The sequence below is a fragment of the Pseudoneobacillus rhizolycopersici genome (assembly GCF_054786815.1).
In genome coordinates this window covers 1-11887 of record NZ_JBTOOE010000044.1, presented here as the reverse complement: position 1 = coordinate 11887, position 11887 = coordinate 1, and the positions used below count along the sequence as shown (strand labels likewise).

The 11887-nt window shown below is 39.7% G+C and carries 15 protein-coding genes; 14 read left to right on the top strand and 1 reads right to left on the bottom strand.

Annotation, left to right across the window (positions count from 1 at the left end; translation table 11 throughout):
* Positions 1–450: 450 nt before the first annotated feature.
* The 13 genes from ACX9YW_RS22430 to ACX9YW_RS22370 all read left to right on the top strand — a co-directional run bounded on the left by ACX9YW_RS22430 (position 451) and on the right by ACX9YW_RS22370 (position 10833).
* Entirely contained in the window at positions 451–1467 is a 1017-nt protein-coding gene (locus tag ACX9YW_RS22430; protein WP_460350833.1) for a LolA family protein, read from the top strand.
* Between the two features lie 114 nt (positions 1468–1581).
* Complete coding sequence (gene alr, locus ACX9YW_RS22425; RefSeq protein ID WP_460350831.1) at positions 1582–2754, top strand: alanine racemase; 1173 nt, start codon at positions 1582–1584, stop codon at positions 2752–2754.
* Positions 2755–2895: 141 nt separating this feature from the next.
* A complete protein-coding gene (locus ACX9YW_RS22420) occupies positions 2896–3177 on the top strand; it encodes a CopG family ribbon-helix-helix protein (RefSeq protein WP_230498580.1) in 282 nt (93 codons plus the stop codon).
* Between the two features lie 5 nt (positions 3178–3182).
* The gene (gene ndoA / locus ACX9YW_RS22415) at positions 3183–3533 is read left to right on the top strand and encodes a type II toxin-antitoxin system endoribonuclease NdoA (protein ID WP_003348433.1); all 351 of its coding nucleotides are present in this window, start codon (positions 3183–3185) and stop codon (positions 3531–3533) included.
* A 206-nt stretch (positions 3534–3739) separates the two neighbouring features.
* Entirely contained in the window at positions 3740–4573 is an 834-nt protein-coding gene (locus ACX9YW_RS22410) for an RsbT co-antagonist protein RsbRA (RefSeq protein ID WP_460350827.1), read from the top strand.
* Entirely contained in the window at positions 4570–4926 is a 357-nt protein-coding gene (locus ACX9YW_RS22405; protein ID WP_460350824.1) for an STAS domain-containing protein, read from the top strand. Before ACX9YW_RS22410 ends, ACX9YW_RS22405 begins: the two co-directional genes overlap by 4 nt.
* 4 nt (positions 4927–4930) lie before the next feature.
* Complete coding sequence (locus tag ACX9YW_RS22400) at positions 4931–5332, top strand: anti-sigma regulatory factor (RefSeq protein ID WP_460350821.1); 402 nt, start codon at positions 4931–4933, stop codon at positions 5330–5332.
* Between the two features lie 11 nt (positions 5333–5343).
* The gene (locus ACX9YW_RS22395) at positions 5344–6354 is read left to right on the top strand and encodes a PP2C family protein-serine/threonine phosphatase (RefSeq protein ID WP_460350819.1); all 1011 of its coding nucleotides are present in this window, start codon (positions 5344–5346) and stop codon (positions 6352–6354) included.
* Between the two features lie 55 nt (positions 6355–6409).
* Positions 6410–6739 (top strand): STAS domain-containing protein, encoded by a 330-nt coding sequence (locus ACX9YW_RS22390; RefSeq protein ID WP_460350816.1) that lies wholly within the window; start codon positions 6410–6412, stop codon positions 6737–6739.
* On the top strand, positions 6736–7209 hold the full coding sequence (rsbW, locus tag ACX9YW_RS22385) for an anti-sigma B factor RsbW (RefSeq protein ID WP_460350814.1): 474 nt from the start codon (positions 6736–6738) through the stop codon (positions 7207–7209). Before ACX9YW_RS22390 ends, rsbW begins: the two co-directional genes overlap by 4 nt.
* A complete protein-coding gene (gene sigB / locus ACX9YW_RS22380) occupies positions 7187–7981 on the top strand; it encodes an RNA polymerase sigma factor SigB (protein ID WP_460350812.1) in 795 nt (264 codons plus the stop codon). The genes rsbW and sigB overlap by 23 nt, the downstream gene beginning before the upstream one ends.
* Positions 7978–8574: a PP2C family serine/threonine-protein phosphatase gene (locus ACX9YW_RS22375; RefSeq protein WP_460350810.1), complete on the top strand. Its 597-nt coding sequence runs from the start codon at positions 7978–7980 to the stop codon at positions 8572–8574. The genes sigB and ACX9YW_RS22375 overlap by 4 nt, the downstream gene beginning before the upstream one ends.
* Positions 8575–8655: 81 nt before the next feature.
* A complete protein-coding gene (locus ACX9YW_RS22370) occupies positions 8656–10833 on the top strand; it encodes a Tex family protein (RefSeq protein WP_460350808.1) in 2178 nt (725 codons plus the stop codon).
* A 21-nt stretch (positions 10834–10854) separates the two neighbouring features.
* Here ACX9YW_RS22370 and cmpA read toward each other — a convergent pair whose 3' ends face one another.
* Positions 10855–10968 (bottom strand): cortex morphogenetic protein CmpA, encoded by a 114-nt coding sequence (cmpA, locus tag ACX9YW_RS22365; protein ID WP_460350806.1) that lies wholly within the window; start codon positions 10966–10968, stop codon positions 10855–10857.
* 264 nt (positions 10969–11232) lie between these two features.
* Between cmpA and ACX9YW_RS22360 the strand changes: the two genes are divergently transcribed.
* Positions 11233–11706, top strand: a complete 474-nt coding sequence (locus ACX9YW_RS22360) for a SprT family protein (protein ID WP_460350804.1) — start codon at positions 11233–11235, stop codon at positions 11704–11706.
* Positions 11707–11887 lie beyond the last annotated feature (181 nt).

Below are 11887 nucleotides of genomic sequence, written 5' to 3'. Positions count from 1 at the left end.
GATGCGGCGAAATCGGTCGCCAAGAAGAGTTCTTGACACCCGATTTTAGAATGATGCGGCGAAATCGGTCGCCAAGAAGAGCTCTTGTCACCCGATTTTAGAATGATGCGGCGAAATCGGTCGCCAAGAAGAGTTCTTGACACCTGATTTTAGAAAGATGCGAAGAAATCGGTCGCCAAGAAAGGTTCATTTTGCTGTTTAAGTAAAACAGATACCCTTCGGTCCATCTCCCCACGCTGATCAATAAAAAAATAAAACCGCTGCAAAAAAAATCTTCAAGCTTGTCATCCATGTCCGTCATAAACGCCAAGGTTGTCTCATATATTCATAGTGCAGTAGGAGAGACAAGACTTAGCTTGATCCAATGGCTTAAAAAATAGGCATCCATAAAAGCTAAGTCCGGTCCCCTCTCTATCAACGTATGAAATCAGACAAGAAGGGGTTGAAGGAATGAGAAGGAAATGGTTCCTGTTATTCGTTGGACTAATGGTAATGTTTGTACTGGCGGCGTGTGGGGCTAAAACGCAGGATGACGTAGTAAAAGATTTAAACAAAAAGCTAGGGGATTTATCTAGCTACAAGGTAACCGCTAAAATGACCCTGCAAATGGGGGCAGAGCCACAAATATATAATGTGGAGATTTGGCACAAGGATCCGTCGTTTTATCGTGTTAATTTAAAGAATGCTAAACAAGATCAAAGTCAAATGATCTTACGCAATAACGAAGGTGTTTTTGTTTTAACACCTGCGTTAAATAAAAGCTTTAGATTTCAGAGTGATTGGCCGCAAAACAGCAGCCAGGCTTACCTCTATGAATCATTAATTACGGATATCCTTGAAGACAAAGAAGCAAAATTTGAAGCAACCAAAGACCATTATGTGTTTGAAACAAAAACACGTTACCAAAATAATAAAATGTTGCCGATTCAAGAAATCAAGTTAAACAAAAAAGATCTGTCACCTGTTGAAGTAAAAGTAATGGACACGGACAGAAATGCCCTTGTCAAAGTCGAATTCTCTAAAGCGAAGTTCGGTGCTAGCTTCGATCAAGATGATTTTGATATGAAAAAATACATGACACTTGCAACACCTGGAGTACCAGTCATGTCAGATGGAGTTAGCCAAGAGTTTGCCGTGAAATACCCTTCATACGAAATTCCAGGGGTGAGCCGCATCCAAGAAAAGGAGTTTGATATTGAAGGTGGCAAGCGGGTAATTATGACCTACGGTGGCGGAGAAAAATCATTTACGTTTATCCAAGAAAAAGCGGAATACGTCCAAACGGCAGGATCCTCTACCTTTGTAAAAGGACAGCCGATTGACCTAGGCTTTACTATTGGTGCCCTTACGGAAAGATCAATCACTTGGACGCAAGATGGGGTAGAGTATAAAATTGCTTCAAACGACTTAACTCCGGAAGAATTGGAAATGTTAGCACGTTCCGTTGAAGTTAGTGGAGTAAAATAAGAAGACCACAAGCAGACCTTGTTACTAAGGTCTGCTTTACCTTTGAATTACCAGTTGACATCGTTACGAAACAGTAGAATAATCAAATATCATGAATAAGTTGGGAGTGGAAAAATGGAGACTCGCGGTCTTTTTTATCGTGATACTTGGGCAGAAATTAATTTAGATGCAATTTCAGAAAATATCCAATCAATCAAAACCATACTCCCAAAAGATGTACAGTTTATTGCAGTTGTTAAAGCAAATGCCTATGGACATGGGGCGGCCCAAGTAGCCGAAACAGCCCTTCATTCTGGCGCTACCTGCTTAGCGGTAGCGTTTTTAGACGAGGCTTTATTCTTACGGGAACATGGGATTACCGCACCAATCATTGTTTTAGGGGTAAGCCGTCCTAAGGATGTCAAAATTGCCGTCCAACATGACATTATTTTAACAGCCTTTCAATATGAATGGTTTTGTGAAGCAATTAACTATCTTCATGAGGAAGATGTTTTGAAGATTCACTTAAAAATTGATACAGGTATGGGCAGAATTGGTATAAGAGAGCCTGAAGAAGTAAAAGCTATTGAGGGCTTTATTAATAAGGTTAAATGTTTTTCCTTGGAAGGAGCTTTCACCCATTTTGCCACGGCGGATGAACTTGATGATTCCTATTTCCAGGTACAGTATCAAAAATTTCAAGAAATGTTAAATGCATTTAATGAACTTCCGAAGCTCATACATTGTAGTAATAGTGCAGCAGCACTAAGGTTTCCCGTATCGTTATGTAATGGGGTGAGAGTGGGAATTGCGATGTACGGGCTTACACCTTCTAAAGAAATGGAACCGTTGATTCCGTTTCCTTTAAAAGAAGCATTTAGCCTCCATTCCCAAATCGTCCATCTCAAAAAACTTACCAAAGGGGAAAAGGTCAGTTACGGAGCCACTTATGAAACGAAAGAAGAAGAGTGGATTGGGACATTGCCGATTGGGTATGCAGATGGATGGATTCGTAAATTGCAGGGACAAGAAGTACTCATTGAAGGTAAACGGGCAGAAATTGTTGGTCGGATTTGTATGGATCAATGCATGGTGAGACTTTCTGGTCCGGTACCGTTGGGGACAAAGGTAACCCTAATCGGGAATCAATTTGGCAAAGAAATCTCAAGTAATGAAATTGCCGGTAAGCTTGAGACCATCAATTATGAAATTCCGTGCATGATCTCTAGTCGTGTACCTAGAATCTATATCCGTTCTGGAAAAGTGGTTGATTTGGAAAATTCCTTGCTAAAGAACGAAAGATTATAGTAGAATAAAGGTCTTTCGTGCTATATTTTCTAAAAGTTTAAGCTTATAGTATCTCTAAAATACTTTGCACGATGAAAGAATAATGGTATGATTAAAAATGGTAAGTAAAATGGTGTGTAGTGATGGCGGAGGTGTATGTTTGTGTCTGAATCCAGCGCAACAACGGAAATCTTAGTGGAGTTACCGCAACATCTATTGAACGAACTAGATGGTTTTGTGAAGCAAGAAAATGTAAACCGCAGCGAACTCATTTATCAAGCAACGAAAATGTATTTGCGCGAGCGGAAAAAGAGACAAATTCGCGAGGCCATGAGAAGAGGATACATGGAAATGGCAAAGATTAATCTAACCATTGCATCAGAAGCTTTTTTGGCTGAGTACGAAGCGGGACACACGGTAGAACGTCTTGTCAGCGGAGGATAAATGAAGTGATTGTGAAGCGTGGTGACGTATATTTTGCTGACCTATCCCCAGTTGTTGGTTCAGAACAAGGCGGCACAAGACCAGTACTTGTCATCCAAAACGACATTGGGAACCGGTTTAGTCCCACCGTCATTGTTGCAGCAATCACAGCTCAAATTCAAAAAGCGAAGCTGCCCACTCATGTCGAAATTGATGCGAAACGTTATGGCTTTGAACGGGATTCCGTCATTCTGTTAGAACAAATTCGTACAATCGATAAGCAGCGACTAACCGATAAGATAACACATCTAGATGACGAAATGATGGAAAAAGTGGATGAAGCCCTGCAAATTAGCTTAGGTCTTATCGAGTTTTAAATGAATCATTAGCGCTCTATTTACAGAGCGTTTCTACATACTAAAAAAATACATGTGTACTTCCGCGAAAAGACGAGCATTAATAGCTTGTCTTTTTTTATTTTTCCATTAAATCGAGTTTAATCTGTACGCCAAGAGGGTATCTAAAAGGGATTCTTTCATGTACGGATTATAAAAATATAGTATGCTTAGATGGGGTGGAAAGAGTGGAAAAATTAATTCTAGAATATATTAATGCGAATAAAAATGAGTTGTTACAAGATTGGGTAGAAAAGGTAAAAGAAAAAGCAGATGAGCGAATGATCAAAGTTGTTTCCGATCAGGTATTTATCGGAACAAGCCGGGAATTTATTAAACTGATTATTTCGAATATTAGTGAAACAGAAAAGGATTTTCAAACGAGATTAATCGACTTTGCCGAGATTGTCGTCCGATTAGGATGGCCACTTCAATTCGTCACGGATGGGCTGCAAACCTTTGGTCGTTTAGTGTTTGAAGGAATGAGTAACCTCAGTATTATCACTAAGGATAATCAAATGGAAATGATTTTAGAATTTGACCGTTGGATGACTCCGATGATGAATGAGATTGTAAATAGTTATACGAAAACCTGGGAGCGCACCGTGTCGCTGCAAAAGATTGCCCTTCAGGAATTATCAGCACCGCTTATCCCGATATTCGAGGGAATCTCGGTAATGCCTTTGATTGGTACCATTGATACCGAACGAGCGAAACAAATAATGGAAAATCTTCTACATGGAGTCGTTAAACACCGGGCTGAAGTCGTGCTAATCGATATAACGGGTGTCCCGGTGGTTGATACGATGGTAGCTCATCATATTATCCAAGCATCTGAAGCGGTAAGGCTAGTTGGAGCTAAATGTATGCTAGTTGGTATTCGACCGGAAATTGCGCAAACAATCGTTAATTTGGGTATTGATTTAAATCGTTTTACAACGAAGAGTACATTGAAAAAGGGCATTGAAGCAGCTTTAGAGATAACAAAACAAAAAATTATTAAGGTGGAGGAAGAACAGTGAGGATTCCAATATTAAAATTAAAGAATTGTTTATTAATCTCCATCCAATGGGAATTAGATGACCAGACAGCTTTGCAATTTCAGGAAGATCTTTTGCATAAAATTCATGAAACGAGTGCGAGTGGTGTCGTCATTGACATTACCTCCATTGACTTTATTGATTCGTTTATTGCGAAGGTATTGGGTGATGTCATCAATATGTCGAAATTAATGGGAGCTAAAGTGGTGATTACAGGCATTCAACCTGCTGTTGCTATCACTTTAATTGAATTAGGAATCGGTCTTGATGATGTGATGACAGCACTAGATTTAGAAAAAGGTTTGGAGAAATTACAACAGGAATTGAGGGATTAGCTATATGGAAATCCAATCCTGTATAAAAATCATTAATGAATGGGATATTGTGGCGGCCCGGCAGCTCGGACGAAGTGTAGCCAAAGATCTTGGTTTTGGCACGGTTGATCAGGCTCGTATCACGACTGCCATAAGTGAATTAGCCAGAAATATTTACTTATACGCTGGTTTTGGTCAAATTTGCATCGAAAGACTTCAAAGTAGCGGTAAGGTAGGGATCCAAATTAATGCAACTGACAATGGCCCGGGCATTTCCGATATTCGGCAAGTGATGGAGGATGGTTATTCAACATCAGGAGGTTTGGGGGCTGGGTTACCCGGAGTAAAACGATTGATGGACGAATTCACTATTCATTCTACTCCAGGGGAAGGAACAGAAATTATAACGGCAAAATGGCTCCGATAGGAGGGAGATTGGTGGGATTTCGCGGAATTGATGAATCGAACTATAAGCAAATGCTTAAAAATTATTTAGAGGATCCATCCGAAAACACCCTTTATCTAGGGCAGCAATTCAGTCGAAAAGCCATAGAGCAACAATTATCTCCAGAAGAAATCATTATTTTACATAAAAATATTATTGAAGAACTACATCCTGATTCAGCTGAAAAAGTCATTCTCTCTTTTGATTTGTTGCTTGAGGTCATGATGGGTTACGGCTTAGCTTATCGAGAGCTCCAGAGCTTAAGGCTAAAGCAGAATGAAATTCGATCGGAAATCGAAATTGCCACCAATGTTCAACAAACATTACTTGGCACACATATTCCCAATGTAAAGGGCTTAGATATAGGGGCTTTAAGTGTTCCAGCCAAATATATGAACGGTGATTACTACCACTTCGTTGAAGATGAGAACCAGAACATCCATGTTGCCATCGCGGATGTCATTGGTAAAGGGATCTCTGCTGCTCTTTGTATGTCTATGATTAAGTATGCGATGGATAGCTTACCGGAGGACCAAAGTACCCCCACTATCGTTCTAGAAAATATCAATCGTGTGGTCGAACATAATGTGGACCCAACGATGTTCGTGACGATGTTCTATGGAATCTATTCTATGTCCGATCATATCTTTCGTTATGGTTCTGCTGGACATGAACCTGGTATCTATTATAATGCCTGCACAAACCAGTTCCAGGAATTAGAGGCCAAAGGGCTTTTATTAGGAATTGATAAAAAAACAAAATATCAGCAATTTGAAAAGGCTATTCACCCCGGTGATATGATTTTTTTAGTAACAGATGGAGTGACAGAATGCCGAACGGACCAGGGGTTTCTTGAAAAGGATGTGCTCATTGGAATCATCAAACGGTTTATGAATCTATCGGCACAAGAAATGGTGGACAGAATCTACAAAGAGTTTGAGAAACTACAGCACTTTCAATTACGCGATGACTTTACCCTCATTATTATCAAAAGAGAGGTTTAATGCTTCTATCCAAGGGGTAAGTATTAAAAAGACTAAGCGAAGGTGGAGCGCAACTATGAATATGACAATGGGAGTCAGGGAGACTGAGAGAGAGATTTATGTATCTGTGAGTGGGGAAATAGATGTATATACTGCCCCAAAGTTAAAGGAAACGCTTTTTCCATTATCGGAAAAATCACGGAGTCTAATTGTCGATTTTTCTGGAGTTACCTATATGGATAGCACCGGTTTAGGAGTGATGGTCGGGGTTTTTAAATCTGTAAAAATTCATCATGGCACGTTTAAATTAACAGGGCTATCGGATCGTTTATACAGGCTTTTTACCATAACGGGATTGGCAGAAATTATGGATATTAATCGCGAGGTAGAAGGTGAAATGCTATGAGCAGTCGCTATGATTATATCGAAATCGCCGTCCCTGCTAAACCGGAATATGTTGGAGTTATTAGGTTAACCTTATCAGGACTTGCGAATCGGATTGGATTTTCATATGACGAATTGGAAGACTTGAAAATTGCCGTCAGTGAGGCTTGTACGAATGCTGTTTTACATGCGTATCAAAATCAGGAGCAAGGGAATGTGAAGGTTGGCTTCGGCTTATATAAGGACCGAATCGAAATCATGATTGCTGATAATGGTCAAAGTTTTGATTTTAACCAAGCGAAAGAAGGAATAGGTCCATATAAAAATGGCACTTCCATTGAATATTTGCGAGAAGGGGGCCTTGGTCTTTACCTCATCGAATCCTTAATGGATGAAGTAAGAATTCATCACCATCACGGTGTAACGATTTTTATGACGAAATACCTTGAGGGAGAGCAGGTGGAGACTGATGCACATTCCCTCTCAACCTAATTCATTATCTAACAATCAAGTTCTAGAGTTGATAAAGGCTTACCAAGTTGGGCAGGACGAAAATGCCCAGAGGCAGCTTGTTCTCCATTATCAAGGACTTGTAGAAGTATTAGCGCGTAAATATTCTAAAGGTAAGTCCTATCACGAAGATATTTATCAGGTTGGAATGATAGGACTTCTGGGTGCGATTCGCAGGTATGATGAATCTTTTGGTAAAAGCTTTGAAGCATTTGCCGTGCCAACTATTTTAGGCGAAATTAAACGGTTTTTACGAGATAAAACCTGGAGTGTACATGTTCCGAGACGAATTAAAGAATTGGGACCAAGAATCAAAGCAACAGTAGAAGTATTAACAACCACTCTAGAAAGATCGCCAAAAATATTCGAAATCGCCGAAGTGCTTGAAGTCTCAGAAGAGGAAGTACTAGAAGCGATAGAAATGGGTAAAAGCTATCAAGCGCTTTCGGTTGATCATTCCATCGAGGCTGATTCCGAAGGTGGTACAGTAACATTATTAGACTTAGTAGGCGATGTTGATATTGGCTACGAGCGGATTGATCAACGGTTAGTGCTAGAAAAAGTTCTGCATATATTAACAGAACGGGAGAGACAAATCATTCAATATACCTATTTAGACCATCTGAGTCAAAAAGAAACAGGAGAAAAGCTAGGGATTTCACAGATGCATGTTTCACGCTTACAAAGGCGTGCCATTCAAAAACTAAAAGATGCTATCCAAACAGATATTGACCAAACGGAGTGTTCTTCATGACAGAATCGCAAAAAAAACATGCAGAAATATTTGTCCACCAGTCGATTAAAGCAGGAAATACTCTTTGCGGTGATAGTTACTTTTTTACTGAAACGGATGAATACCTTATTTGTGTAATTGCAGACGGACTTGGAAGTGGTGAGTTGGCTCATGAAGCCTCGCACACGGTGATTGATTTTATTGAGCATCATCATCATCTTTCCGTAGATTACCTTATGAAGGAATGTAATGAACGATTACGAGAAAAGCGCGGTGCGGCAGTATTGGTTTTTAAAGCCTATTTCCATACTTACGAGTTTGAGTACAGTTGTGTTGGCAATATCCGATTCTATCTAAAACACCCGAGCGGACGACTCATCTATCCCTTACCTGTTTTGGGATATTTATCGGGCAGACCTCAAAAATACCATACACAAAGATTTTCCTATGAGCCAGAGTCTAAGTTTCTCATTCATTCCGATGGCTTTGTTTTTAAAGATGTGAAAACCATTTTAAAACCGTTTGTCACAGTAGAAATGATTTCAAATCAGCTTAAGACAAATATGCAATTAACAAATGATGACGCTACCGTTATTATTGGAAGCCTTCTCTAGCGTAGGGGGCTTTTCTTTTTTTTTGTTTACTAGAAACTTTTGGTACAATGAGAATGAGTTTTTAGAGGTGGAGGTTTGAAGATGGAACAAACCATGGAAAAAAAAGAGGCATTATTAAAACAAATTGCAACGGAACAGAGCTTAAACGTAAAGCAAGTAAAAAGTGTGATTGATTTATTAGAAGATGGTAATACTGTTCCGTTTATCGCTCGCTACCGCAAAGAGCAAACGGGTGCCTTAGATGAAGTGCAAATTAGAGACATTAGCGAACGCTGGCAATATATCCAAAACCTTGAGCAGCGGAAGGCTGAGGTTATTAGAATAATCGAAGAACAAGGAAAACTGACTCCTGAATTACAAAAGCAAGTCCAAAAGGCAACAAAACTCCAAGAAGTGGAAGATCTTTATCGACCATATAAGCAAAAGAAACGTACCCGTGCAACGATAGCAAAGGAAAGAGGCTTAGAACCTCTAGCCCAATGGTTGATGACTTTCCCTTCCTCAGGAAATGTTGAAGGATTTGCCAAAAAGTTTTTATCAGAAGAAAAAGAAGTGACAACCATTGAAGAAGCAATTGCTGGTGCTAAGGATATCATTGCGGAGTGGATTTCGGACGATGCCGACAGTCGTAAATGGATTCGTCTTGAAACTTTTAAAAACGGGCGGATCGAAACAACTGTCAAAGATACGGATAAGGACGAAAAGAAAGTATATGAAATGTACTATGAATATGAAGAGCCGGTTGCCAAAATTGTTCCCCACCGTGTTCTAGCTGTTAATCGTGGTGAAAAGGAAGAAATCTTACGGGTTGCCATTAAACCACAGCATGAGTCCATTTTAAATTTTCTAACAAAAAAATGGGTTAAAGTGCCGCTGTCCATCACGGCTTCCATCGTGGTAGAAGCAATCGAAGACAGCTATAAAAGGCTGATTCAGCCCTCAATTGAAAGAGAAATCCGCAGTGAGCTAACCGAAAAAGCAGAAGAACAAGCGATTCATATCTTCTCGGAAAACTTGCGCAATCTGTTATTGCAACCGCCATTAAAAGGGAAAATTGTCCTTGGTGTAGACCCTGCTTATCGGACAGGCTGTAAATTAGCTGTTGTCGATGACACAGGTAAAGTGCTAGAAATCGGAGTCATTTATCCGCACCCACCTGTTAACAAAACAGCAGAGGCAAAAAAGAAAGTGATGGATATGATTCATCGTCATAAGGTTGAAATGGTCGCGGTCGGAAACGGGACGGCATCAAGAGAAACCGAGCAATTTATCGCCGATATTTTAAAAGAATTAAATCAGGATATTTATTATTTGATTGTCAACGAAGCGGGCGCAAGCGTGTATTCCGCCTCTGACTTGGCTCGAGAGGAATTTCCAAACTTCCAGGTTGAGGAGCGAAGTGCCGTTTCCATTGCGCGGCGCCTACAGGATCCATTAGCTGAACTGGTTAAAATTGATCCAAAATCCGTTGGGGTTGGCCAGTACCAGCATGATGTTTCCCAAAAGAAATTATCGGAGTCTTTAACATTTGTCGTGGAAACGGCGGTTAATCGTGTTGGAGTTAATGTCAATACCGCTTCGCCTTCGTTATTACAATATGTAGCTGGACTGTCCAAAACGGTAGCGATGAATATCGTCAAAAAGCGGGAGGAAGAAGGGAAATTTACTAGCCGAGTTCAATTGAAAAAAATCCCTCGTCTTGGCGCAAAAACCTATGAACAAGCGATTGGATTCTTACGAGTATTGGACGGAAAAGAGCCGCTCGACCGGACAGGGATCCACCCGGAAAATTATGATGTTGTCAAAGTCTTGCTAAAGAAATATGGTTTTACAACAAAAGATGTCGGATCAGAGGAACTGAAGGCAGCCTTACAAGCAATTGATTTGCAGGCTGTCGCAATGGAGTTATCAATTGGAGAACTGACATTGAAAGATATTATTGAGGCGTTAGTTCGTCCTGAACGCGACCCGCGTGATGAATTACCTGCACCGTTGTTGAAAAAGGATGTTCTACAGTTAGAAGATTTAAAGCCAGGAATGGAGTTGCAAGGCACAGTCAGAAATGTTGTCGATTTCGGAGCCTTTGTCGATATCGGGGTAAAACAAGATGGGCTTGTTCACATTTCCAAACTAACCAAACGTTTCGTTAAACACCCGTTAGATATTGTTTCCGTCGGGGATATCGTAACCGTTTGGGTTGATTCTGTCGACAAACAAAAGGGTAGGGTATCCTTAACAATGTTGCCGCCAAATCAATAAGAAAAGTTAAAAACACTGCTATTATTGGCAGTGTTTTTTTCTATAAAAAAACCAACATTGATTTAATAATTTTATTTGATAACGATTTTTCTCGTAGAATGCTTTTTGCATTTGATGTTGAAACCAAGTAGGCATCGAGTTGACCTCCTTTTCAACCTTGGGATATCTTCCCTTATGTGTTTCTAGATTGTGTTATCAGGTTTTTGGGACAAAGTTGGGGAAATCTAGTTCTTATTGTGATTTAAAAGAGGAACGTACGTCCGGGAAAAAGTGAACAAAATCAGCGGGTCATAATCATACACTCAACCTAAAAGTATCAAGTCGTACCTACAATGTATGCTATAATAGTTTGTCATGTTCACAAGAAAAACGCCAAGTGCAGAAGAAGGAGAAGCTTAGATGACAAATGAAGAGTTGCAAAAACTTGTCGAGGATATTTCATTAACATTATTTGGAAAAACATTTCGCCATCAAGCTAGCTTTAATTCTAGACTAAAAACAACTGGTGGAAGATACCTTTTACAATCTCATAATATCGAAATTAACAAGCGCTATTTAGAACAACTTGGGGAGCAAGAATTGGTTGGAATTATTAAACATGAGTTATGCCATTATCACCTCCACTTAGAAAAGAAAGGATATAAGCATCAGGATCAAGATTTTAAAAGATTGATGCAAAAAGTTGGGGCACCTCGTTTTTGTCAGCAGCTCCCTGAAAGACCGACAACCAATCGAAGCAAAAAGCTATATGTCTATACGTGCACTGGATGTTCCTTAGTTTTTAAAAGAAAAAGAGCAGTTAATATAAAGAAATATGTTTGTGGTAAATGTAAAAGTAAACTAAAACAACTTTCCGTATTGACATCCCAATAAAAACTTGATAAATTTATTTCCTGCCGATTTTTAATTGGCTTAAGTCCTTGTTTGGATAAAAATTACTTCTTGACTTTTAGTATTGAGGTTTTTATAATTTAAAGAGTCGATAAGACATATCAGAAATATTCCGCAGTAGCTCAGTGGTAGAGCTATCGGCTGTTAACCGATCGGTCGTAGG

What these genes read in the sequence shown, in the direction of transcription:
- ACX9YW_RS22430 (WP_460350833.1), top strand. Translation starts at nt 451, where the DNA reads ATGAGAAGGAAATGGTTCCTGTTATTCGTTGGACTAATGGTAATGTTT.
- alr (WP_460350831.1), top strand. Translation starts at nt 1,582, where the DNA reads ATGGAGACTCGCGGTCTTTTTTATCGTGATACTTGGGCAGAAATTAAT.
- ACX9YW_RS22400 (WP_460350821.1), top strand. Translation starts at nt 4,931, where the DNA reads ATGGAAATCCAATCCTGTATAAAAATCATTAATGAATGGGATATTGTG.
- ACX9YW_RS22390 (WP_460350816.1), top strand. Translation starts at nt 6,410, where the DNA reads ATGAATATGACAATGGGAGTCAGGGAGACTGAGAGAGAGATTTATGTA.
- rsbW (WP_460350814.1), top strand. Translation starts at nt 6,736, where the DNA reads ATGAGCAGTCGCTATGATTATATCGAAATCGCCGTCCCTGCTAAACCG.
- sigB (WP_460350812.1), top strand. Translation starts at nt 7,187, where the DNA reads ATGCACATTCCCTCTCAACCTAATTCATTATCTAACAATCAAGTTCTA.
- ACX9YW_RS22375 (WP_460350810.1), top strand. Translation starts at nt 7,978, where the DNA reads ATGACAGAATCGCAAAAAAAACATGCAGAAATATTTGTCCACCAGTCG.
- ACX9YW_RS22370 (WP_460350808.1), top strand. Translation starts at nt 8,656, where the DNA reads ATGGAACAAACCATGGAAAAAAAAGAGGCATTATTAAAACAAATTGCA.
- cmpA (WP_460350806.1), bottom strand. Translation starts at nt 10,968, where the DNA reads ATGCCTACTTGGTTTCAACATCAAATGCAAAAAGCATTCTACGAGAAA.
- ACX9YW_RS22360 (WP_460350804.1), top strand. Translation starts at nt 11,233, where the DNA reads ATGACAAATGAAGAGTTGCAAAAACTTGTCGAGGATATTTCATTAACA.